At 53.2% G+C, this 23,571-nt stretch carries 19 protein-coding genes, 1 tRNA gene, 1 pseudogene and 1 riboswitch; of the genes and pseudogenes, 11 read left to right on the forward strand and 10 right to left on the reverse strand.

The annotated features are described in order from the left end of the window. A partial coding sequence (locus CHB59_RS11415; RefSeq protein WP_143738726.1) for an IS3 family transposase occupies positions 1 to 301 on the forward strand: 301 nt, incomplete at its 5' end. 863 nt (positions 302 to 1,164) lie between these two features. On the opposite strand, the gene CHB59_RS11420 is transcribed toward CHB59_RS11415, so the two are convergent. The 7 genes from CHB59_RS11420 to CHB59_RS11450 all read right to left on the reverse strand — a co-directional run bounded on the left by CHB59_RS11420 (position 1,165) and on the right by CHB59_RS11450 (position 11,560). Continuing rightward, positions 1,165 to 2,265 (reverse strand): UvrD-helicase domain-containing protein, encoded by a 1,101-nt coding sequence (locus CHB59_RS11420; RefSeq protein WP_179212152.1) that lies wholly within the window; start codon positions 2,263 to 2,265, stop codon positions 1,165 to 1,167. Then, entirely contained in the window at positions 2,249 to 3,871 is a 1,623-nt protein-coding gene (locus CHB59_RS11425; RefSeq protein ID WP_218816238.1) for an ATP-dependent nuclease, read from the reverse strand. Before CHB59_RS11425 ends, CHB59_RS11420 begins: the two co-directional genes overlap by 17 nt. A gap of 11 nt (positions 3,872 to 3,882) precedes the next feature. Then, positions 3,883 to 7,041: a type I restriction endonuclease subunit R gene (locus CHB59_RS11430; RefSeq protein ID WP_089376371.1), complete on the reverse strand. Its 3,159-nt coding sequence runs from the start codon at positions 7,039 to 7,041 to the stop codon at positions 3,883 to 3,885. Continuing rightward, the gene (locus tag CHB59_RS11435; RefSeq protein WP_089376372.1) at positions 7,038 to 8,276 is read right to left on the reverse strand and encodes a restriction endonuclease subunit S; all 1,239 of its coding nucleotides are present in this window, start codon (positions 8,274 to 8,276) and stop codon (positions 7,038 to 7,040) included. Before CHB59_RS11435 ends, CHB59_RS11430 begins: the two co-directional genes overlap by 4 nt. Beyond that, the gene (locus tag CHB59_RS11440) at positions 8,273 to 9,844 is read right to left on the reverse strand and encodes a type I restriction-modification system subunit M (RefSeq protein WP_089376373.1); all 1,572 of its coding nucleotides are present in this window, start codon (positions 9,842 to 9,844) and stop codon (positions 8,273 to 8,275) included. Before CHB59_RS11440 ends, CHB59_RS11435 begins: the two co-directional genes overlap by 4 nt. A 43-nt stretch (positions 9,845 to 9,887) precedes the next feature. Then, positions 9,888 to 10,097, reverse strand: a complete 210-nt coding sequence (locus tag CHB59_RS11445) for a hypothetical protein (protein ID WP_218816239.1) — start codon at positions 10,095 to 10,097, stop codon at positions 9,888 to 9,890. Positions 10,098 to 10,246: 149 nt separating this feature from the next. Next, a complete protein-coding gene (locus tag CHB59_RS11450) occupies positions 10,247 to 11,560 on the reverse strand; it encodes a hypothetical protein (RefSeq protein ID WP_089376374.1) in 1,314 nt (437 codons plus the stop codon). A 395-nt stretch (positions 11,561 to 11,955) separates the two neighbouring features. On the opposite strand from CHB59_RS11450, the pseudogene CHB59_RS11935 reads away from it, so the two are divergent. The 6 genes and pseudogenes from CHB59_RS11935 to CHB59_RS11475 all read left to right on the forward strand — a co-directional run. Next, positions 11,956 to 12,123, forward strand: a pseudogene (locus CHB59_RS11935) (helix-turn-helix domain-containing protein); the annotation flags it as partial. Positions 12,124 to 12,198: 75 nt separating this feature from the next. Then, entirely contained in the window at positions 12,199 to 12,726 is a 528-nt protein-coding gene (locus tag CHB59_RS11455; protein WP_245835131.1) for a hypothetical protein, read from the forward strand. After that, positions 12,723 to 14,474, forward strand: a complete 1,752-nt coding sequence (locus CHB59_RS11460) for a type IV secretory system conjugative DNA transfer family protein (RefSeq protein WP_089376376.1) — start codon at positions 12,723 to 12,725, stop codon at positions 14,472 to 14,474. Before CHB59_RS11455 ends, CHB59_RS11460 begins: the two co-directional genes overlap by 4 nt. Beyond that, positions 14,464 to 15,213: a MobC family replication-relaxation protein gene (gene mobC, locus CHB59_RS11465; protein WP_089376377.1), complete on the forward strand. Its 750-nt coding sequence runs from the start codon at positions 14,464 to 14,466 to the stop codon at positions 15,211 to 15,213. Before CHB59_RS11460 ends, mobC begins: the two co-directional genes overlap by 11 nt. 5 nt (positions 15,214 to 15,218) lie before the next feature. Then, entirely contained in the window at positions 15,219 to 15,509 is a 291-nt protein-coding gene (locus CHB59_RS11940) for a helix-turn-helix domain-containing protein (protein ID WP_425435879.1), read from the forward strand. Next, entirely contained in the window at positions 15,413 to 16,510 is a 1,098-nt protein-coding gene (locus CHB59_RS11475; RefSeq protein WP_089376379.1) for a tyrosine-type recombinase/integrase, read from the forward strand. The genes CHB59_RS11940 and CHB59_RS11475 overlap by 97 nt, the downstream gene beginning before the upstream one ends. Before the next feature lie 13 nt (positions 16,511 to 16,523). Here the strand turns inward: CHB59_RS11475 and CHB59_RS11480 are convergent. Both CHB59_RS11480 and CHB59_RS11485 read right to left on the reverse strand, forming a co-directional pair. Continuing rightward, positions 16,524 to 16,600, reverse strand: a tRNA-Arg gene (locus tag CHB59_RS11480). 383 nt (positions 16,601 to 16,983) lie between these two features. Beyond that, complete coding sequence (locus CHB59_RS11485) at positions 16,984 to 17,373, reverse strand: hypothetical protein (protein WP_089376380.1); 390 nt, start codon at positions 17,371 to 17,373, stop codon at positions 16,984 to 16,986. Positions 17,374 to 17,634: 261 nt separating this feature from the next. On the opposite strand from CHB59_RS11485, the gene CHB59_RS11490 reads away from it, so the two are divergent. Then, a complete protein-coding gene (locus CHB59_RS11490; RefSeq protein ID WP_089376381.1) occupies positions 17,635 to 18,558 on the forward strand; it encodes an EamA family transporter in 924 nt (307 codons plus the stop codon). Positions 18,559 to 18,572: 14 nt separating this feature from the next. Here CHB59_RS11490 and CHB59_RS11495 read toward each other — a convergent pair whose 3' ends face one another. Beyond that, positions 18,573 to 20,291 carry a putative bifunctional diguanylate cyclase/phosphodiesterase gene (locus tag CHB59_RS11495; protein ID WP_089376382.1) on the reverse strand — a complete coding sequence of 573 codons (1,719 nt, stop codon included), beginning with the start codon at positions 20,289 to 20,291 and terminating at the stop codon, positions 18,573 to 18,575. A 177-nt stretch (positions 20,292 to 20,468) separates the two neighbouring features. After that, a riboswitch (cyclic di-GMP riboswitch) is annotated at positions 20,469 to 20,556 on the reverse strand. A 742-nt stretch (positions 20,557 to 21,298) separates the two neighbouring features. Between CHB59_RS11495 and CHB59_RS11500 the strand changes: the two genes are divergently transcribed. The 3 genes from CHB59_RS11500 to CHB59_RS11510 all read left to right on the forward strand — a co-directional run. Further along, positions 21,299 to 21,904: a TetR/AcrR family transcriptional regulator gene (locus CHB59_RS11500; RefSeq protein WP_089376383.1), complete on the forward strand. Its 606-nt coding sequence runs from the start codon at positions 21,299 to 21,301 to the stop codon at positions 21,902 to 21,904. Positions 21,905 to 21,973: 69 nt separating this feature from the next. After that, complete coding sequence (locus CHB59_RS11505) at positions 21,974 to 23,143, forward strand: iron-containing alcohol dehydrogenase (protein ID WP_089376384.1); 1,170 nt, start codon at positions 21,974 to 21,976, stop codon at positions 23,141 to 23,143. Between the two features lie 183 nt (positions 23,144 to 23,326). Continuing rightward, the coding region (locus CHB59_RS11510; RefSeq protein ID WP_143738727.1) for a transposase at positions 23,327 to 23,571 on the forward strand (245 nt) is incomplete at its 3' end.

Here is a 23,571-nt window from a genome sequence, read left to right on the forward strand (position 1 = left end):
AGATCAAGGTAGTCAGTTCAGCAGCTATGATTGGCAGGCATTTTTAAAAGCGCACCGTCTCAAACCTAGCATGAGCAGACGAGGAAATTGCCACGACAATGCAGTCGCAGAAAGCTTCTTTCAATTGCTGAAGCGGGAAAGGATACGTCGGAAGATTTATGAGCATCGAGAAGCCGCCCGCCAAGATGTATTTGATTACATCGAGATGTTTTATAACCCTAGGCGTCGACACAGTTTCAATAATGGCCTATCGCCAGTAGAGTATGAAAAGCGTTATTTCGAGGGGCTGGAGACTGTCTAGAATAGTAGGGGCGATTCATTATTCGGTTGCTACGGTTCTGTTCCCTGCTGTCATTGCAGGAGCGTGTGTTCTTCTGATGCTGCTTATCGTGTATAGAAGGCAAGAGGTGGCGGCCAATATGGACAACACAGTTGGATAAACGGCTTCGGATAAATCACTTGCCGAAGTAACTTATCCAACCATGCTCACCATCTTTACCGCCTGATATTGAAAAGCGAATACTCATGCAGTGCGACTGCATGAGGTATTGAGGAGCCGTCCTCTGCTTGTCTACCTTGCTGGACGCCAGGCAGTACAAGCATTCACCTCATGCGAACAGTCTGGACGACTGTTACGCTCGGAGGCTTTCAGCCTCTTTGCAACATGTCTGCGCTGGACGCTTGTCATGTCACAAATTCACCTGCCGTCGTCCACGCTGGCGCTCGACCAAAGAAGAAAACACAACATTTAGACAACGCCTCTGCTACCGCAGACACGATGACTAAAAGTTGCCCTCCACGATGTTCTGGGTTTCGCTGGACGCTGCATGTGTTCTTCTTTGGTCGAGCGCCAGCGTGTGCTGTCACCGACGACGGCAGCTGCGCACGCCCTTTTTTCGCTGGGGCGAACGCTCCGCTAACAAGGTCTTATCCGCACTAGGGTGCGGCTATCACAGCTTGGGTTGCCACTCTGGACGAGTGGCAATTTTAACGCCCTGTTGGTCGTTAAAACAGGCACAGCCATTTTGATGCTTGGACATCGCATGGCTTCACTCGCCTTGGGGTGAGTGGCCTGCCATGGAAGACGCGCCTCTCCAGCAAGTCGGTGCTGAACTATCTGCGAGCCGAGGGCGTCCAGCTCCGAGCCACACACGGGTGGCAGCGCTAGTGAACGTCGGCTACAGGTCCCGATGGTGGCGACCAGTACGGGAGCGACGATGACGTCGTTGCTGCTTCGGTAAGGATCGCCACGCTCTGGCGTGCACGGGTCACGCCCACGTAGAACTTCGATACCGATCCGTCTGAAAGGACCGTCCCGTCCTCGACGTACTTGGTGATCGGCTTGGTCGGATGGATCAGGACTCGCGTGAACGTGAGCCCCTTGACTTGCCCGAAGTTCTTCGCGCCTTCACCAGCAGTCTTGCAGCGCTTGTCCCAGCGCAGCTCCTGTGGCTCATATGCGGCCCGGTAGGCATCCAGGTCGGCTGCCTTGACCAAGAAGACCCCGTCATGTCCGGTCTGCTCCCCGTTGTGCGAGGTCGTCGCAGTCATGTTGGGAAAGAGCGCATCTGCGAATGTGCAGATTGTCTGGACGCATCGGTGGCTGTGGGCATGCTCGACCTTTCTGCATGTGCCTGCCTGAACGCGCTCGTCGATCCAGTCGAGGATGCTGACGCCCTTCTTGTTCTTGTTTTTCGCCGACTGGTTCGTGAAGTAGACGGACTGTCGCGGGTCACCAACGAGCGTAACTTCGATTGACGAACCCAGCAGCAGTTGAACGAATTCGAGGTCCCAGCCAGCAAGGTCCTGCATCTCGTCGATCAGGATCGCGTCGTAAATCGCCTCTAGCCGGGCCACCACCTTTCCGCCGGACTCGGCATTGAGAACGCATGCGAGATCGGAGACGGCATCTCGATAGACGTTATGCGAGTCATCCAGATACGACGCTTTGAAGTCGCTCTTCTTGGCGAAGCGCGGGCGATCCGAAACGAAGTTGACCGACCGAATCTGCGCGATGCCCGCCTTGAAGGTCTGGTAGGGCTTAATGCACTCACGCAGGAGGAACTCGAAGATCGTCATGGTCTCGACGTGAGCGTGGCTCCCCGCCGACCTTTGCCACAGGCGCGAGTTGATCTCGCGAAGGTTCTCGTTCGTATAAGTGATGATCAGAGCCCGCTTGGTCGGATCGGCGAGGGCTCGCTCTAGCAGGTAGGTCGTCTTGCCGGAGCCAGCGCATGCGATGACAACCTCATTCGTGGATGCCATCGACTGCATCCTGAATGTACTGCGGCCAAGTCAATGTCTGGGCAGTGTCGTGTAGGGCGAGAGCCGCACCCGTCTTATTGGCGATCATGAAGTCGCTGGCCTCTGCCTCGGTCGTGAACGCCGTACTGAGCGCCTTGTTCACGGCGTCCAAGCCAGCGGAGGCGACGATCTGCGGCTCCAGCGTCTTGAGGTCGTCCTCGTCGCTGGCATGAATGGAGATGAAGTCGTTGGTCGAGTAGTCGGCGTACTTCTCGGTGATGTTCTTCGCGAAGTCGCCGTCGTTGTCGTTGATCACGGCTACCCGGCGCTTGAGCGGCACGGCCAAGTCGAGGAATCGCTTCGCGGACAGCCCGCGCACGTTGATGACATCGACGCCGTCTTCGATGGGCCGCTTGTTGTGCTTGTCTCGGTAGGCCCGCTGCACGATCAACTCGTCGGATGGCCCTTCGACCAGGATTACTGCCTTGGCGAGCACGAGGCGGAGCGTGTCGTAGCCCGAAAGCTTTTTGAAGTAGTCCTGCGTGTCAGCGGGGAGATCGCTTGTGCGGGTGACCGACTCACCGCTCAGCAGCATGAGTTTGTCGAGACCGAGTTTGTTGATGACGTACGAGCTGTGCGTCGAGATGACGACCTGCCGTTCCTCGCACTTGGTTCCGATCTTCTCGATCAGTTGGTTGAGCGAGGAGAATGAGAGGTGGTTCTCGGGCTCCTCCACCAAGATCAGGTGGGCATCCTCCACTCGTCGGGCGAGCGCCAAAAGGATCTTGAGTTTGTTCTGCTCGCCGCTGCCCGCCATGTGGAGCGGCAAGGAGTCAAGGTGCGGCGCTAGAGCGCTATCCCACTGGTTATTCTGGGATGCGTTGATTGCCATCGTGAGCTTCTTGTCGGTGATCTGCTCTTGACTGGCGTCGAGTGCGTCGTTGAGCGCCGTGATGGATGCGTCGTCAACGAAGGACTCCTGCAGCGACCGGAATGCGCGCGAAAGTTGGGCGCGCTGCTTCGTGTCGAGGCTCTCGGTGATGATGCGCTGCAGGTAGTAGTCAGCGCCCGACTGGAGTCTGATTCGCGATGCATCGATGAGTGACGACGTGACCTTGATGGCGCGAGGATTGACGGCGTGGGCGCCGAAGTCGTGCCAGTCGATCCTGTAGAACTCGGTCGGAACTGATCGGACTTCATCCTTGTCCGCGACGTATGACTGGTACTCGTCGCTGAAGCCCTCCTGGTCGAATCGAGCGACCAGACGAAGGCCGCACGCGTCCTCGCCGAGAGAGTTGTTGGTTCCCTTGAGCCTGACCGTGTCCGCCGACTCACTCAGGTAGAGCTCGACGACCACCTCCGGCGGCTCAGGCGTTTCCCCTGCGCGCACGGCGTCGAGATACTCCGTCGTTGCGTCGAGGTTGATGAAGTGCGGTGCGAACTCGCCTGAAAAGAACTTCCCCTGCCACCGAGAGGTGAGGGCGAGGTTGATCGCCTCGAGAACCGTTGATTTCCCGGCCTCATTGTCGCCCACCAAGATGTTCAAACCGGCTGCAAACTCGATCGTCGTGCTTCGGAACCTGCGGAAGTTCTTGAGGACGACTTTCTGGATCACCTGGGGTGCCATGCTCGAGCTCGTCATTGCCCACCCACATGACTCAGCCCGAAGAACCGGTCGAAGAACTCGCCAAGGCGGTCGAGCACGCGTGCCTTCTTCTCGCCGTGGCCTCTCCCGCCAGAGAAGCGGGAAGCGGGCGGAAGGATCTTGGTGATCGCCGTCCCGGTGGTCGGGATGGACCCGTCGCGGAACGCGTGATCGACGAAGGCTCGGGTCTCGTCGAGCTTGAGGTTCTCGTCGTTGATGATGGTGTCGAGCTCGGCAGTGCGCTGTGCCGCGACGTATGCACGCCACTCCTCGTCAATCTCGCCGGACGCCGAGACGCGGTCGACAAAGTCAAGGATGAGGTCGCGCTTGTTCCGCAGGGTCGGACTGGAGTCGACGGAGCGTTGGATGTCCATGAGCGCGGACATTTCCTTGTCGGCACCGTTGCCTCGGGCGTCGCGCCACTTGGCGACGAGCATAAGGATGTAGTCGACGTTGATCTCGACCTGCTTGATGAGCTCGATCTCGAAGACGACGTCGTCGTTGATCGCTTCCTTCTCGCTCTGGCCTTCCTTGCGGAACTCGGCGTAGAGGTTGAGGTAGATGCTGCGGTAGTCCTGCATCTGGCGGGCGGTGATGATCTCATTTCCTGCGAAGTCGTCGAACGAGGTCAGGATGTTCTGCAGCCGCAGGATCGCGCCGAGCAGCGCGATGAACTCCTTCTGCGCCGTTTCACCGACGATCTGCTCCTCGAGCGGGAACTTCGCCAACAGTTCCGAGGCCTTGTCGGCGTACTCGGTGTAGTACTCGCCATACGGCTTGAGCAGCACGATACCGCGCGCGTCCTTGTTTCCGAACAGCGCGATGGCGTCGTTGGTCTCTTCCTCCAGGTCGCGGAAGGACACGATGTTGCCGTAGGTCTTGACCGAGTTGAGGATCCGGTTGGTGCGCGAGTAGGCCTGAATCAGGCCGTGATTCACGAGCCGCTTGTCGACGAAGAGCGTGTTCATCGTGGTGGCGTCGAAGCCGGTCAGGAACATGTTGACCACGATGACGAGGTCGATCTCGCGGTTTTTCAGCCGCAGCGACAGGTCCTTGTAGTAGTTCTGGAACTTGTCGGCGCTCGTGTCGTAGCTTGTGCCGAAGAGCGCGTTGTAGTCCTTGATCGCCTCGTCGAGAAAGTCGCGCGACGACTGGTCGAGCGAGCTGGTCTCGAAGCCTTCCTTGTCGAGGTAGTCGTCACCGACATCCTCGTTCGCCGCGTAGGAAAAGATCGTGGCGACCTTGAGCCGCTGGTCAGGCGTCAGGTCGGCCTGCTGCTTCTTGAACTCCAGGTAGTAGCGCTTCGCCGCGTCGATCGAGGCGGTAGCGAAGATCGCGTTGAAGCCCTTCACCCGGCTCGCCTGCTTGAGCTCGGAGACCTTGTTGCGGCTGCCGACCACGTCGGCAACGTTGGTCACGACCGAGTAGTCGTAGCCCTGCGTCCGCTTGGTCTTCTGCTCGAAGTGCTCCAGCGTGTAGGCCGTGACCTGGCGGAGTCGCTCCGGATCAAGCAACGCCTTTTCGGTGTCGATGGCGCTGACCTGCTTGTCGCCCACACCCTCCGGGACCTTGACGGTGTTGACGTAGTCGATGCGGAACGGCAGGACGTTCTTGTCGTTGATCGCATCCACAATCGTGTAGGTGTGGATCGCCATCTGGTGATCAGCAGGCGGGCAATCAGCAGGACTGCCGTGCTGGTAGCAGCCGAAGGCCTGCGGCGTGGTGCGCAGGTTAGGGTTGCCGCCGCTAGATGAGTTGACGGCGAAGATCGGCGTGCCGGTGAAGCCGAAGATGTTGTACCGCTTGAACGACTTCGTAATCGCCGAGTGCATGTCGCCGAACTGCGACCGGTGGCACTCGTCGAAGATCAACACGATGTGGCCGTCGTAGATCGCGTGGCCCTTGTTGGCGTTGATGAACGTTGCGAGCTTCTGGATCGTGGTGATGATGATCTTGGAGCTGGGGTCTTCGAGCTGTTTCTTCAGCACCGAAGTGGAGGTGTTGGAGTTGGCCGCGCCCTTCTCGAAGCGGTCGTACTCTCGCATCGTCTGGTAGTCGAGATCCTTGCGGTCGACCACGAACAGCACCTTGTCGACGCTCTCCATGCGCGACGCGAGCTGCGCCGTCTTGAACGAGGTCAGCGTCTTGCCGGAACCGGTGGTGTGCCAGACGTACCCACCCGCGCCGACGGTCCCGAGCTGCTTGTAGTTGGTCGAGATCTCGATTTTCTGGATCACGCGCTCGGTGGCGACGATCTGGTACGGCCGCATGACCAGCAGGAGCCGGTCCGCAGTCAGCACGCAGTACTTCGTCAACACGTTGAGCAGCGAGTGCTTGGCGAAGAAGGTTTTCGTGAAGCCGGTCAGGTCCTGGATCGGACGGTTCGCCGCATCGGCCCACCACGAGGTGAACTCGAACGAGTTCGAAGTCTTCTTGGCCTTCTTCGTCTGCCCCTGCTCCGAAAGGTGCTGGCGACGGGTCGTGTTGGAGTAGTACTTGGTCAACGTGCCGTTGCTGATCACGAACAGCTGGACGTACTCGAAGAGCCCCGAGCCTGCCCAGAAACTGTCGCGCTGATAGCGGTCGATCTGGTTAAACGCCTCGCGGATGTCGACTCCACGGCGTTTGAGCTCGACGTGGACCAATGGCAGGCCGTTGACGAGGATCGTGACGTCGTAGCGGTTTGAGTGTTTCGCACCGCCTTCACCCTGACCGATATCGTACTGGTTGATGACCTGGAGACGGTTTTTGTGGATGTTCTTCTTGTCGATGAGCTGGACGTTCTTCGTCGAGCCGTCGTCCCGCTTCAAGACCTGGACGTGGTCCTCTTGAATCCGGACGGTCTTCTCAACGATGCCGTCGTTCGCGCCAGCGACCTTCTCGCTGAAGAACTTCTCCCACTCGGTGTCGCTGAACGTGATGCCGTTCAAGGCTTCGAGCTGGGTGCGCAGGTTGGCGATCAGCTGCGCTTCGGTCGTGATCGGGAGGTAATCGTATGCCTGCCCCTGCAGGAGCTTGATCAGCTCGCGCTCCAGGTCAGCCTCGGACTGGTACGAGGCCGCTGACGCAGCATCCGGGATGAACTCGGCAACAACCGTGCTCTCAGCCGACACCGCGATCGGCTCGTAGCGAGTGGCCTTCGGCTCGATCATGCTGCCACCTCCTCGAACGCGAGGAGCTTGTTGCGGTAGTACTCGTACTGCTCACGCCGCGCAGCGATCTCGGCTGGAAGGCCATCAGTGAGGCTGTTCACCAGTGCGTCGAACCGGTCGAGGGTCTCAACGATCCGTTGTTGCTCACCCAGTGACGGCAGTGCAATCGGGAACGATCGGATGATGCTGGCATTGAGATCCGATCGAGCTCCACGACCGAGAGCCTTCAGCTCCTCGTAATGCCTCGAAACCCAGTGGAAGACGTAGCGATATAAAGCCTTGTCGGGGTCGATCTCCATGTTGAAACAGTGCTGATTTGTCGTCACCGGGATCTTATTGACGGCCGCACGGGCCGCCGACGCGCCGGAGATCGCAACGATCACGCAGTTCTCGGGAATCCACTTGATGGCTGTCTCGCGAAGAGCCTGCTCGGTCACCTTCACGTCGGTGTCCCAGACATCAGCCCAGACCACCTCTTGAGTGCGGAGCCACGGAATCGTCCCGCCGTCATAATACGCCGACTTGCCCGCCAGCGGCGTTGCCCCAGACGACATCTTCGCACACACCTCACCCATCGGAATCCTCTGTACCCCCCCCCCCGTCTCAGGGAAGGTCAGGAGGGCGTCCCGGTAGTGGGCATACTGAAGTCGACGCGCTTCTAGCTCCGCTTCTAGCTCCGCTTCTAGCTCCGCTTCTAGCTCCGTGAACGCATCCAATACTTTCACGATCTCGCGCTGTACCTCGAGCGGCGGCACGGGGATTCGGATTTTGGCGAGAGAGTCCGCGGAGATCCGCCGCACCTTCGTTCCCGTGAGGTGACGTGCCTTCTGCGACTGGAACTGGTCAGTCTGGAAGTAGTACGCAACGTAACGCGGGTCCAAAGAATGCCGGTAGATGTGGGCGTCGCCGCTGACGGCCACCTCGCCGTCGCCTATCCATGCGGTTGCCTTTGCGACGGCCGCGTCGTCCTCACTGGTTGTCGCGATGACGAGGTCCCCGGTGTGGGCACGACGCAGTTTCGAGGCCAACCCGGGATCCGTGAAGGACTTCGTTGACGCCGTCCAAGTGCCGTAGAAGGTGTGGATCTGGCCGTAGTGGATCGCCGGGAAACCAACATCTGTCAGGTCCGATTTCTGCAGCCCGTTTCCTCGGATGAACTCGCCAACGTCACCAAGCGTTCGGAAGGCCGCCCCGTCCGCGCAGTGCTCGGCGATCAGTTCATCGATCCGGCTCACGACGCACCCTCCAGGTTGGCAACGATCGCGTCGATCTGTGTCCGGAGCTCGGCCTGACGCGCCACGATTCCGGCGATCCGCGCGTTCAGCTCGGTGATGTCGATGGCCTCGCGGGTGTCCTCGGCCTCAACCCATGAGGTCACTGAGAGGTTGTAGTTGTTCTCAGCGATCTTCTCGGTCGGAATGACGGCGCTGAAGTGATCGATAGTTTCGCGGTTGGTGTACTCGTCGAGGATCTTCTGCTGGTGCTCAGGCAAGAGCTTGTTCTTGTTGCCGGCGCGCTTGAACTCGGCGGAGGCGTTGATGAAGAGCACCGAGCTGTCCTTGCGCGACTTCTTGAGCACGAGGATGCAGGTGCCGATAGTCGTGCCGAAGAACAGGTCTGGCGGAAGCTGGATGACCGTATCGACGTAGTTGTTGTCGATCAGGTACTTGCGGATCTTCTGCTCGGCTCCGCCTCGGTACATGACTCCGGGGAACTCTACGATAGCCGCCGTGCCGTTAACCGCCAGCCAGTTGAGCATGTGCATCGTGAATGCCAGGTCGGCGTAGCCCTTCGGGGCGAGCACGCCTGCTGGGGCAAACCGAGGGTCGTTGATCATGAGTGGGTTGGAGTCGCCCTCCCACTTGATCGAGTACGGCGGGTTGGACACGATCGCCTCGAACGGCTCGTCGTCCCAGTGGCCCGGATCGGTGAGCGTGTCACCGTGGAAGATGTCGAACTTCTCGTAATTGATGTCGTGCAGGAACATGTTGATCCGCGCGAGGTTGTACGTGGTCAGGTTGATTTCCTGACCGTAGAAACCTTGGCGGACGTTGTCCTTGCCGAGAACCTTGGCGAACTTCAGCAACAGTGAACCTGAGCCGACGGCAGGGTCGTAGACCTTGTTGACGGCGGTCTTCCCGACGACCGTGATCCGCGCCAGAAGCTCCGAGACCTCCTGCGGCGTGTAGTACTCGCCGCCGGACTTGCCTGCGCTGGAGGCGTACATGCCCATGAGGTACTCGTAGGCGTCACCGAAGGCATCAATGGTGTTCTCGGCGAAGCCACCGTTGCCGAAGTCCAGCTCGCCGATCGCATCGAGGAGCTTGACCAGCCGCTCGTTCCGCTTGGCGACGGTCGGGCCGAGCTTCGGGCTGTTCACGTCGAGATCGTGGAAGAGACCCTTGAGGTCGTCCTCGCTCGCCGCCCCGACCGCCGAACCTTCGATGCTAGCGAAGACCCGTGACAGTGTCTCGTTGAGGTTCACGTCCTGCGCCGCGCGCTTGCGCACGTTCTCGAACAGCTCGCTCGGGAGGATGTAGAAGCCCTTCTCGTCGACCGTGTCCTTGCGACCGAACTCGGCGTCGGAGTCGCTGAGTTTGGCGTAATCAAAGTCGGCGTCGCCGGCCTCGCGCTCGAGCTTGTTCAGGTAGGCGGTGAGGTTCTCCGAGATGAAGCGGTAGAAGAGGATGCCGAGCACATAGGACTTGAAGTCCCAGCCGTCAACGCTGCCGCGGAGGTCGTTGGCGATGCGCCAGATGGTCTTGTGGAGCTCTGCTCGCTGGGCTTCTTTGTTGTTGTTCACGTCCGCACCTTCAATCGATCAAAATTTTGAAACTGGTCGCCTTTCATAGCAAACCACGCTCCGGCAATATACGTACCTTATCGCCTTTGCGGATAAGGCGTTGTGGCAACTCAACGACCTCAGGGTGATGAGGTTCGAAATTAAGCCCAAAGGGCAGGCGAGATGACAGAACCTTGAACTCTTTATCCAGGTCCGCCCCTATTTGAGGATCTTTGGCTCTGACCTGAGCAATCAAATCGGTCAGTCGTGACACGAGTGCTCCCTAATTATTATGATTGTTTGATTTTATTGCAGTGCTTCCGCATTGCCCAATAATACTGGAGCAATTATATGATAATACGACGAATACCCATAAATAAATCAGAGTCTTTCCTGATTGAAAGACAGGCATTCGCCTATGACCTACATGCTTAAGGGTGATCGTTCACGGCTCAAGCCGTTTGGAGCGAACACCACTCTATTCCCATAGTCAAACTCCTCAAATATTTCCTGAAACTCGTTAACATCTATCCCGAATTGCTTAAGGATAGAGTGGTACTTATTTCGAATTGAGCTAAAAATCGCAAGATAAACTTCATAGAACTCTGATTTTATGGAAATTCCAAACCCAGAAAGACATTGTTGAATGTCACCTTCACCCCACAATAATTGCTTCCCATCCGACAGCATATCCATTGACTTTATACTGGTCTCTGGCATTACTCTGTAATATCCATCACGCCTGCGGAAAGCGTTAAACAACCAGTAAAAAGCTAAAACTGATGATGCAAAATCCAGTACCCAGAAATCCAAAAGTGGGTGCTCTGAAATATCTTTAGAAACTGGAATGCTGGATAGAAATTCGCCGATCTTTGCCGGGGAGAAAACATCATAAGTCTGATAAACATTATCAGGCGATTTAAACTTGGCAAAGATACGTGGATCAAACAAGTCCATAGATGGATCATAACTACCATTCAAACTAATGAACTTTTCTAAATAATCTCCTTCGTCCACATGAATGAAGTCAGCTTGTGAGAATTCCATACACTCGAAAAAGCAATTTGAACCACGAGGATTCCATCGTTCATGAATGCGACGAAGTAATTTATCGCACTTAGCGATATTTTCTTTCGAATACTCCATGCACCCTACATCTAATGCAGTTAAATGTTCATGCAGAACATCGTTGATTGCATTTCTATTGATCCAGCTAGATGGCTTTATATCGATGCCGGGGAAATATCCTATATGCAATCCATCACGATAATACCCGGAAGAGCGAAGCTCTTCATACTGCATTTTTGATCTTTCCAAGGCAGCCCTAGCTGAGTCTTGGTAAATCTTATTCTGATTTTCCATTGTGTATGCGAGCGTGGCTTCAGCTGAAGCAATATCATCTAATGCCATTTCCAGCTTTCTTTCATGCAAACGCTTATTTAAAGCAATACGATCATTCCAGTCATCCAAACTCTCTTTGCTATATTCCTGGACAACCTCATCTAGCAGCCATTGCGTCTCTAGTTGCGGACGTCGCTTCCCTTGCCAGCCATCCTCATAGGTTCTGCGCCCAATTCGTTGCTTGCCATCAGGCAATGCGAGACTAGAGCGACTTAACGCATCCACGAACAAATCCGCCTGCGGCTTAGACGGATCATGTTTATCCTCTAGCAAACACTGCTTAGCTAGATTAAAAGCGATTCTCTGCCTGAATTTATCTCCTGGATTCTTCTTCATATTTATTACCTTTCAATAGGTTACGAAAAAGTATATGAGATTTGTGCATTTTTTTGCACCAAAATTAGACAGGTATTTTTCAGAATCCATTGCATCGTTTAAATGACTTTGGATGACAAAATTATGCAAACAATGAGCTTAATTGAAGTATGTCAGCTATTAAAGATTTCAGTACAGACTGGCAGAAACAGGCTGTCGTCAGGAATGCCGATGCCGCCAAATTTCCGCGTAGGTAGAAGACGCCTATTTCTCGCATCGGATGTTGTGAGTTGGATAAAAGAGCAATCAAGCGCCAGAACTTACCATTCAAAAACACCACTGGGGAGTGCTACCCAACCACACAAAAGTAGCTCAACAAAAGCTGGTTCGCATCTCAAAAAATGAGTATTGCCGCGATGAACTGGGCTTGGCAGCTTCGCTTAAGGCCATCTATCAAATTGGTGCTCATGGCGCTGGCTGATGCAGCTGACGATGAAGGGTGTTGCTGGCCTAGTATCACAACTTTAGCCCATAAAGCCTGTATGGATGAGCGGAGCGTACAGCGCATACTCAAAATCCTAAGAAACAGTCACTATATTGAAGTGCAAGCCCGATTCAGGAATGACGGCTCACCAGCTAGCAACAGGTACTATCTGGCAATGAGACCCAAGGGTGACAAATTGTCACCTACCCTACGGCAAGCTAGCCACGAGGTCGTGGCAGCTACCCCACCACCTGGTGACGTAGCTGTCACCCAAACCACCATAGATCCTCTAATTAATCAAAAACTACCACTACCCACTGGTAGCGGTAGTACAGATTATATTTTTCCAAGGCAGCTCAGCCCCAAAGAGCGTGCACTTGCCAAGCCGCAGCTGGATACCATCGACGCATCCTTGGCCCAGGCCGTACTTGACGAGCTATCAGCACGCCTGAATGCCAACAAAGTCACGGGCGCACCACTCAGTTATCTGCGCTCACTGATCTCCCGCGCAAAAGCAGGGCTGTTCACACCCGAGGCGGGCATTCGCATTGCTGCGGCACGTGAGCAAGCAACGCTGGAAAAAATCAAAAAATCCGCCGAAGTCATCAAGCCAAGTAACCCAAGTGATATTCCCAAATATCTGGACGCCATGCACCAGGCTATTGGCCGGAAATCGCAATCTGTAGAACAGGAGAAGTCATGAATTTTGTAACCAGATTCAATCACCTCGTCATCGACTTTCTGAATGCCTGGATCATCCAACTTGAACAACTCTGGTGGTGTGTCGGACTGGTGTTCGGCATTACCGCCACTCTCTTCTGGCTTAATCGCCAGAGCAAGGCGGGCCGCCTGTTTGCAAGCATGGCAATGCTCGCATTGATCTTTCAGCCAGGGTTTTACTTTGCCATTCCCCATCTTGCGTTCTATTACGCCAACGCCGTATTTCACCTGCAAACCTATCATTTATGGGGGTTCGGTATTGGCTCCTTTGCCGGGCTTGCGATGGTGATCCTGCTTATTCGTTACACCTCGCCTTATATCGAAGTCATCAAACACCGTCTGACCAAGGCTAACAGCACAGAGCGCAATCGCAAGACGGACATTCGCCAGATTGGTGTACATCTGCCGGACTCGCAAAGTACCTACGACCCAACCAAATACTGCAATGACAAGAAAGGCATGTTCTTTGGCCTGAATGAACAAAGAAAGCCGGTCTATATTCCATGGCAGCAATGGCGCAAGTCGCATGTAGATGTAATTGGCACCACTGGCTCAGGCAAGGGTGTCGCAGCAGGGGTGTTGCTATCTCAGGCCCTTGCATCCGGCGAGTGTGTGGTGGTCGTTGATCCCAAGAATGATGAATGGCTCCCATATGTCATGCGTGAAGCTGCAAGACAGGCCAATGTGCCTTACGTCTACATCGACTTGCAGTCTGAACAACCGCAATGGAACCCTCTTCAGCATAAAAATGCCAATGAGATTGAAGAACTGCTATCTGCAGGATTTTCTCTTGGTGAGAAAGGCACAGACGCGGACTTCTATCGCCTTGATGACCGACGTGCAGCACGGATTTTTGCAAACCTGGCCAACAGGCAGGATTACTCGCTGATTGAAACCCTGCAATTACTGATACAGCATCAGCCGGATATTGCGGAGGCCGGTAAGAAATTTGTGTCCGATCTGGAAGAGATTGGCCTGGTCAATGCTGTTAATACTAGAGCAGGCGTAGATCTGGGGAGCCTCATCAAACAGGGTGCGGTCATTTACATGCGCGGGTCCATGCGCAATCCACGTATCCTAAAATTGCAGCGTATCTTCGTTTTATCCGTAATGCAGCACATTGAAGTGCGCCCGCGTGAGTTGGTTAACGGACAAAAAGCACGCCATGCCTGTCTGTTCCTGGATGAGTTCAAATACCTGATCAGCCGCCCGACATTGGAAGCACTCGGCGCCATCCGTGACAAAGGCGCCCACGTAATGATTGCCCATCAATCATTAGGCGACTTGCGCGACTGCCCTGCCGATCTGGATCCGGAATCCGTCGTAGCTTCCGTGAATGAAAACTGTGCGATCAAGATGGCCTACCAGGTCAAGGATCCCGATACCGCTTTATGGCTAGCACGCATGAGCGGCACGATCCTGGTCGATGATGAAATTCGGCAGGTCAAAACCAATGCAGGGCTGACAGAAGCGCGTGATGGAGGGCGAACCTTGCGCCAGGCAGAGCGCCCACTGGTAGATACCAATATGCTGCATGCCCTGCCTGAGCGCTGTGCGGTTTTATATGGTGCTGGCTTGGCACAGTTCTTCTTCACATCACCAATTCGGGTTACTAAAAGCAGGTGGGCCATTACGCCGGTATCCATTCCAGGTGCTGAGCCTAAGTTGGAGAAACCCTCTCCAGCAAACCCGTCCCTGACCACCGCACAGAGTCTGCTCGATGTTGATTAACTCCTACCAACAGCGCTGTATGCGCAGTCAGGCCAAACGTGAAACGGTACTGCGGTTCCTGCGTGATGAAACCTGGAGCAATCTGACCAACCTGGCTGATATGCTAGGTTTGTCAGAACCGGCAACCTTCAAGACCATTTGCCAGATGGAGCGTGACGGGTTCTTGCTGAGATACAAGGTAGATGCACTCAGGTTAAGCCTCTGGGGAGTTACGCCGCAGGGTCTGGCTTTCGCATGGGCTGACAATGAAGCGATGCGGGTCCGACCCTACTTTGAACCCGGCAAATTATCCGTCATGACGATTCCCCATTACCTGGATATTCAGCGAGCAAGGCTCATGGCAGAACAAGCTGGCTGGACCAATTGGGTTCCCGGACACCGGCTGCCCAAAGGCATTAAGAAACGTCCAGATGCGATTGCCACCAATGCAGAGGGCCAAACCATTGCGATTGAGCTGGAACGCAGCATCAAGACATTAAAGCGCTACGAGGCGATCTTTGCGATTTACCTGCAAATGATGAAGCGGGAGGAATACGCCAAGGTGCATTACCTCTGCCCGGACGCAGGTTTTGCACCACGGCTTGAGCGTATGTTTGCACTCATTCAGTCGGTACCCGTTGCCGGTGAACGCGTACCGATTACTAAAAAACACCGCGCCAGATTTCCAGTGTTTGCACTGGATAACTGGCCACCTGAGCACCCGCAGAACGGGATGACCAGAGGAGTAGATGGGAAATGAAAACGATGGAAATCGAGGAAGCTGCGCAATTTATAAAAGTGCATCCCATCACCCTCTCAGAAATGGCAAGGCGGGGCGAAATACCAGCGGCAAAGCCGGGTAAGAAATGGGTATTTATAGATGTTGACTTGGTTGAGTGGCTGCGCTCAAATTACAAGGCGCAGGCGTCTGTAAGTGACTCAACGGAAAGGAGTAACGCATGTCACTTTTCAAACGCAAAGACTCACGAAACTGGTGGGTCGAAATTACTGCCCCCGACGGAAAGCGAATACAAAAAACAACTGGGACTCAAGTAAGAGAACTCGCTCAGGAATACCATGATCGCTTGCAAGCTCAGATGTGGGAGCAAAAGCGATTAGGGATTAAGCCTAAGCGAACCTGGCAGGATGCAGTCGTCAGATATCTTTCCGAAAAATCCCAGAAGACAACCATCGAAACGGACAAGTCGCATCTGCGCTGGCTTGATCCTTTTTTGAACGGTAAGTATCTGGATGAGATCAATCGTGACCTGATTTCAGAAATCACAATTGCTCGCCAGAAGCCTTACGAGATACCGCGCAAAAAAGGGCCTGCCAGAAAGATTGTTCCGAAGCCGAGCACGATCAATCGCACCCTGGAAATTATCCGGGCCATTTTGCGCAAGGCGAGGGACGACTGGGAGTGGATCGCTTCTTGTCCAAATATTCCGATGATGAAGGAGCCCGTGAAGCGGATTAGCTGGATCACGCGTGGCCAAGCCGAAGCACTGCTGGGCTATCTCGCTGATCATCAGCAGTCGATGATGCGCTTTGCTTTGGAAACGGGATTGCGTCGTCACAATGTCACGCATCTGGAATGGTCGCAGGTGGATCTGGAAAGGCGCATTGCCTGGATACACCCGGATCAGGCCAAGGCGGAAAAAGCGATTGGCGTTCCTTTGTCGAGAGAGGCTGTTTTAATTCTGAGAGGGCAGACAGGGAAGCACGAAACATGGGTGTTTCCTTACAAGGGGCTACCCGTGACCCAAACTTCCACTAAAACGTGGCGGGATGCATTAAAGAAAGCGGGAATTCCGGCTGGCTTCAGGTGGCACGATTTACGGCATACCTGGGCAAGCTGGCATGCACAGGATGGTACCCCTTTGCATGTGTTACAGGAGCTTGGCGGCTGGGCTTCGGCTGAAATGGTGCAACGCTATGCGCACCTTTCAACGGAGCATCTGGCCAGCTATGTAGACAGGCGCGTCGGCTTGAAACTGGTGGGAGGTACTGACGTTTTCCCTACAGAAAAAGAAAAAGGCCACCAGGAGGTGGCCTAAGACTTTGATTTTATGGTGCGCCCGAAGAGATTCGAACTCCTGACCCCTTGGTTCGTAGCCAAGTACTCTATCCAGCTGAGCTACGGGCGCTTATGTGAGGCGTGCATTATACGTGAAGAAAAAATTAATGCTAGAAAAATTTTATCTCGTTTGTATGTATCGCAATTGCGATGAACAACGTCTCAATCAAGAGGGCGCAAGTATTACATGAAGTGGCATGGTTGGCAAGAGGTTGAATGATGGTGGGAGTAATCTTGGTGGATGATGGATTACTCCTCACGGCTGATTGGGAGGTATATCGAAGAGGGCAGAATTGCAAATCCTAGTATTCGAATAATGAAAGATATAAGTTGAATAGCTGGCGGATGAGCTCTGAGCATTTTTTGATATAGCTCATTGTGTTGCTACCAGGTTTTTCTGGCAGTCCGTACGATGTTTTTATCGTATACATTTCAGTATTGTACTTTGAGGTATCAGTGCATTGCGTGTAGCAGTATCGTGAAGGTAATCCACATGAAGCCGATCGTGGTCAGTATGAAACTGATGGCACTGAAAATCTTCCAGCGTTTCTTTTCCCAGAAGTTGGTATCAAAGGCGGCAATGGTGAAAATGGTCGGGTTGGTGAAGCCTCCGATGGCGAGGCAGACGCAGGCAATAGCTGGTAGCTCTATGCCCAGTCCATAGAATGCCAGTCCAAATAGCGCCATCAATGCATAGTCAATATGGGCCCTGATCATGGTCTTGTAATCAATCAGGAATTCATCCACGCCCTTGATGGGAAACCATTTGGCGAAAGTCATCAGCCAGGCAGAAAGAATCAGGGCGGTGATACAGGCAGCGGCGCCAATCAGCAGAATTTTCATTTGGTGTCTCCTTGTTGTGTTTAATATACAGGTCTGTATATTAAATGTGAGTATTGTATAAACTGTTGAGGTTGGCAAGATATTATTTCGGTTAGCGAGATTGCTGCTGTAATACAGTAGTGGCACTTAGTGTGATGAGGAAAGGTTGTTGCGGATTGCATTGCAAATGAGGTGACTATTCAAGAGAATGGTCGGTGCCTGATTGGATTGCAGGGAATTGTGCGATGGATCAGGACAGATATCGTTGCCATGAGTGATTTTATGAAGCCCAGTAGTTGGTATTACAGTTTTCTTGTGTTTGTTGCAGGGTGTAGTTTTGGAGCCTTATCCACTATCGTCAAGAAGGCTTATGAGCACGGATACACCCTGGGAGAGGTGACAGGGTCCCAGGTGTTGACTGGTGTATTGATGTTGTGGGGGATATTTCTGCTTGGACGTAGCTGGCGGCATTCGCATGGCCAGGTTGATGGGCATCATGTATCGCCTGGAATATTAAGGTTGAAATTGATCGCGGCAGGTGTTTTTCCGGGGCTGGTTGGGGTGTGTTACTACCAGTGCGTCAACCTGATGCCTGCCTCAGTTGCCATTGTATTATTGATGCAATACCTGTGGATTAGCGCCTTGATTGATTATCTCGTGTTCGGGCAGCGTCCAGGGTTGGTGCAAATGGGCTGCATATTGCTGGTGATGCTGGGAAGCTGTCTTGCCGTGAATATTATCGGGCAGGATGTGGAATTAAGTGTTCCAGGCATAATGTTTGGCCTGGCTGCGGCAGTGTTTTATGCATTATTCATCATGATAAGTGGTCGCATGGGCAACCATCTGCCCAGTGCATTGAAAAGTGCCCTGATGATGACGGGGTCATGTATCGTGATTTTCATTCTGTTCCCACCTGGGTTTCTGCTGGATATGGACAAACTGGGGCCATTGTTGAAGTTTGGCATACCGTTGGGTTTATTGGGGATTGCATTACCTACCATGCTGTTTGCCATCGCCATTCCGAGAATAGGTGTGGCCTTGGGTGCGATCTTGTCTTCGTCAGAGTTGCCGATGGCAATGCTATGTTCATATCTGATATTGAAGGAGCATATTGAAATGATTCAATGGATAGGCATGGTCGTTATCCTGGGGGCAATCATTATTTCCAACCTGTGGGTAGCGAGGGTTGATGCTCGCTCTCGCTGAGGCCGGCTGTCCTGTTATGGATGAGGTGAGTCTGATGCCAATGAGGACAGGATTGCTGATAAGTGTTCAAGAGGACATGCTTTGCTGAAATGCCATCCTTGCAGGAAATCGCATTGAAGCCTCCTCAGTAGCTCGGCCTGCTCTGCTGTTTCCACGCCTTCGGCCACGACGACTTTGCCCATGCGATGAGCAATATGGATAATGCCGTCGACAATGGCCAGGTCATCTTCCGATGTGACAATATTGGAAATAAAGCTGCGGTCAATTTTTAATCTGTCTATCGGTAATTGTCGCAAATGGGTCAGCGAGGCAAAACCTGTACCGAAGTCATCCAGCGCCACTTCGACACCTGCTTCATGCAGGCGCCGTAAACCATTATGGACACGTTTCTGGTCACGTCCCAGAAACATGCCCTCGGTGACTTCAACGCAGAATTGTGTTGGTGATATGCCATGAAGGCGGCATAACTCAAAGAATCGGTCCACAAAAGTCTCGGAACGGAAGTCTGAATTTGTCAGGTTGATGGCGACACGACTGACATGAATATTTTTATGCTGCATCTGTGAGACATCATGAAAGACCTGTTCAAGGGTAAAAAGCCCAAGTGTGGCGCTCAGGGCCCTGTCCTGCAATGCCTCAATAAAGTGCCCCGGAGTGAGCAGGCCGCGAGTGGGGTGGTGCCAGCGCATCAAAGCCTCAAGTGATATTCCCTGTTGCTGGTTGATGGGGAGAACTGGCTGGTAGAACAGGCAGAACTCGCCGTTGCGTAATCCATCTTCAATGTCCGAAAGTGCTTGTGACCTGCGCTCGGCAGTTTCTTTCAGCTCAGTATTGAATGATGCAACACGATCGCGGCCCAGGTTCTTTGCCCGGTAAAGGGCCATATCTGCGGCCTTGAACAACGTGGATGCACTGTTGCCATCCACAGGATAGGCTGCAATGCCGATACTGGCAGAATAGCGCCGGGTGAAATGACCAATTTTGATGGGGTTTCTCAGGTGCTCCAGGACTGTTTCCAGGAAAGCGTCTACTTCGTCAGAACTCTTGTTGGGGATAATGAAGCCAAACTCATCTCCCCCAATGCGGGCGATGAAGCAGTTGTTCTGGCTGATGGATTTAATGCGTTCTGAAATGATTTTCAGCAGATCGTCACCAATCGCATGGCCGAATGAATCATTGATTTCTTTGAAATCATCAATATCAAGCAGCGCCAGATGGAATGTTTGCACATGTTGTGGCTGGGAAAAAAATTCATCGATTTTCTCGTAGAATTCCCTGCGGTTTGGTAATTCAGTCAAGGGATCAGTACTGGCAAGGATATCCAGTTCTTCCTTGCTTGCCCGGAGTTCTTCTTCTATGAGTTTTCTCTGGGTAACATCAAAACGGATAGCCGTATAGCTGTCGACCTTCCCCGAAAGGGCCACATGGGGAACAATCGTGGTATCTACCCAATACAAACTGCCATCCTTGCGGCGGTTGCAGATTTCGCCATGCCAGACTTTGCCCTTGGCGATGTGGCGATACATTGCTCGGAAAAACTCTCCGTCGTGTACGCCGGACTTCAGGATGCGGTGATTGCCGCCAATTAGTTCTTGTTCGGTATAGCCGCTGATTTCACAAAACTTGCTATTGACAAAGGTAATGGTGCCAGTCACATCGGTAACCGCCACAATGGCTGCGCTATCCAGTGCATACCGAATAAACTCTTCACTTTGAGAGTATTGATGCTCCATGGCTGGATGAAGGGCGCAAATAGTCAGTGATTAGTAGTTGATGCGTACTGCTTGGTGGAGATTTGGAGAGCGGTTAGCGATGGCTTGAGTGAGGAGCCATCGCGCCCCGTTTATTACCCGTTAAATGAAGCATTCTGGGTGAATGGTGGAGGCGCGTCGACGGGGGGAAATTCCGTCGTGTGCAATCCCGCTATCATGAGAGATGAACTCTTTTAGACCGGTGACTTTGCGTCCCCAACTTTCGTTGAGTTTGCCATTTAACAGTTACAGATTCTATAGACGCATGAAAGATGAGTCAACCCGGAGGTTGATAAAAATTTCAAATGCATTATGTATAAAGCATAAGAGTGACGTAATCAGGCAATATTGCATTCCCAATCGCGGAAAATGAAAAAGCCCTGAGAACTCAGGGCTTTGATTCATTGTGGCGGAGAGCGAGGGAGACTCAGTAAAATTAAAAAAATTCAACTAAATCAGGTTGTTAAAAGCTACTCTTTTTGCCACTGTCTCAGTAAAGTGTCTTACCAAGCTCAACATTATAACAAGAGCTCTAATTGTTGTGAAGATACAAATTGTCTTTGTGATTTAACACACTTGGTTTTCCTGCAGTCTTCTCGTTATAAGTAGTGTGCAGCTTCTACAAAGGATGCCCGGCGTGTGGTGGTGGCAGGCGTGTGACCAAGTGCGGCTGAGAAAGTGATGCTGCAGCATCAAGTGTAATCTTATTCACTTGGCCTGCTGTCTTGGTCAGGCACTTCTGTGCCGGGATATGCGGCTTGATCGACGATCAGTTCACTTAACTTGGGGCTGGCTTGCTGTTGTAGGCTATTAGAACATGAATACCTGTCAGTCTGCTGGTGGTTTGCTGACAGGGAAATATAATTGACCTACTAACTTCCGTGATAACCAGTCTCTCGATTGATTATGAAGTCGCAGAGAGTCCTCTGGGGTGAATTTTTATTGTATTTTAACTAGACGACCGGTCTAATTAATGCAATAATGCACTTATGGGAAATAAGCTTCCAATCACAAAGTCTGGCGATACGCGTCAGCAAATCCTCGATACAGCCAAGGACATCATCCTCGGCAAGGGCTTTTCTGCGGCAGGCCTCAACGAGATACTTTCTACTGCCGGCGTGCCCAAGGGCTCGTTCTATCACTACTTCAAGTCAAAGGAGCAGTTTGGCGACGCCTTGCTAGCAGACTATTTTGACGACTACCTGCAGATGTTAGAGCGTATGCTTAAAGATGACGGCAGTACTAACTCCAGCCGCCTACTCAAGTTTTTTCAATTTTGGTTGGATAGCCAATCCAGCGATGTCACAACAGATAAATGCCTGGTCGTTAAATTGAGTGCGGAAGTGACAGATCTTTCCGAAGCCATGCGCTCGACGCTGAAGAATGGCACGGATCGGGTGGTAGCATGCCTCACCAACTGCGTGGAACAGGGCATACGCACCGCCGAGTTTCCCGCCAACCTCGATGCAAAAACTGTCACGACCGAGATTTACTATATGTGGATAGGCGCAACGCTTTTGACCAAAGTAAGCCGAACGCGTGCAGCTCTGGAATGCGCCATGAACGCCACGAAAACTAGACTGGGGCTTGATTGAGTACGATCTTTTTATTTGGCCGAAAACTAGCCGACTGGTCTAATAACGGTAATTTTTAAGGAGTTTTTGATGTTGAATTTTGATTTTTATAATCCCACGCGTATCGCTTTCGGCAAGGGCAAGGTCGCCGAAATCGACAAGCTGGTGCCTGCTGAGGCTCGCGTGTTGATTGTTTACGGTGGAAGTAGCGCCAAGAAGAATGGTACGCTGGATGAAGTCAAAGCCGCTCTGGGCGGACGTTATGTCGAGGAGTTCAGCGGCGTCGAGCCTAATCCGACTTATGAAACGCTCATAAAAGCTGTCGCCCAAATCAAGGCTAACAGGCTGGATTATCTGTTGGCAGTCGGTGGCGGCTCGGTGATTGATGGCACTAAATTTGTCGCGGCGGCGGTGTATGCCGAGGGCGACCCGTGGGAGATTTTGCTCCAGCGCGGTGCTAATGTGAAACAAGCCATGCCTTATGGCACTGTGCTGACCTTGCCTGCAACAGGCTCGGAGATGAATGACGGCTCGGTGATTTCACGCACCGAAACTGCATCCGGCTTGCACGACAAGCTCTATTTCACCAGTGAGCATGTGTTTCCACAGTTCTCCGTGCTCGATCCGACCAAGACCTATACCTTGCCGCCGCGCCAGTTGGCTAACGGCGTGGTGGATGCCTACACGCACATCATGGAGCAATACCTGACCTACCCGGTGGAAGCGCGCGTGCAGGACCGCTTTGCCGAAGGCCTACTGCAAACGCTGATTGAAATCGGCCCTAAAATTCTGCAAAACCCACAGGATTATGATTTGCAGGCCAATTTCATGTGGGTTGCAACGCTGGCCTTGAATGGCTTGATCGGCTCCGGCGTACCGAGCGATTGGGCGACGCACATGATAGGCCACGAAATCACCGCGCTCCATGGATTGGATCACGCGCAAACGCTGGCTATCATCCTGCCGACCATGCTCAGCCTGCGTCGCGATGCCAAACGCGCCAAGCTGCTCCAATACGCCGAGCGCGTCTGGCATATCAGTGAAGGTACAGAGGATGCTCGCATCGAAGCTGCCATCCAAAATACCCGCGCTTTTTTCGAAAGCCTCAGCGTGCCGACGCGCTTATCCGCCTACAACATTAGCGCGGATGCCATTCCTGCCCTGCTGGCGCAGCTTGAAAGTCATGGCATGGTCAAACTCGGTGAGCATCAGGATGTGACGCTGGATAAGAGTAGGGAAGTGCTGGAAGCGAGTATTTAGATTTTTAGTAGGGTGGATAAGCGTGATAGCGCGTATCCACCATCTTCGTGTTTTATTTTTTTATTAGGAGCAATCATGAGCAAGAAGTTAGCCCTGTATGTACGTCTGCACGCCAAGCCATGAATCGCCCCCACTTTCCTAGACAGCTCAAGAGCCTCAAACTATGCAAGTTGAGGAGACATCATGAGCAAGCAACAACGTTACACCGAAGAATTCAAACAGGCCGCCGTCAAGCAAGTCACTGAGCGTCAGTTTTCTGTGGCAGAGGTCGCTGAGCGGTTGGGCGTTTCAAGTCATAGCATTTATGCTTGGATCAAGCGATGCGGCACCCCTAAAGACGAACGACAGCACTCCTCTAATCAGCAAGCAGAAATCCGTCGCCTTCAGGCTGAGCTGCGTCGCGTCACGGATGAGCGAGATATCCTAAA

Origin of the sequence: Methylobacillus rhizosphaerae (assembly GCF_900187985.1) — a bacterium.
Classification (GTDB): domain Bacteria; phylum Pseudomonadota; class Gammaproteobacteria; order Burkholderiales; family Methylophilaceae; genus Methylobacillus; species Methylobacillus rhizosphaerae.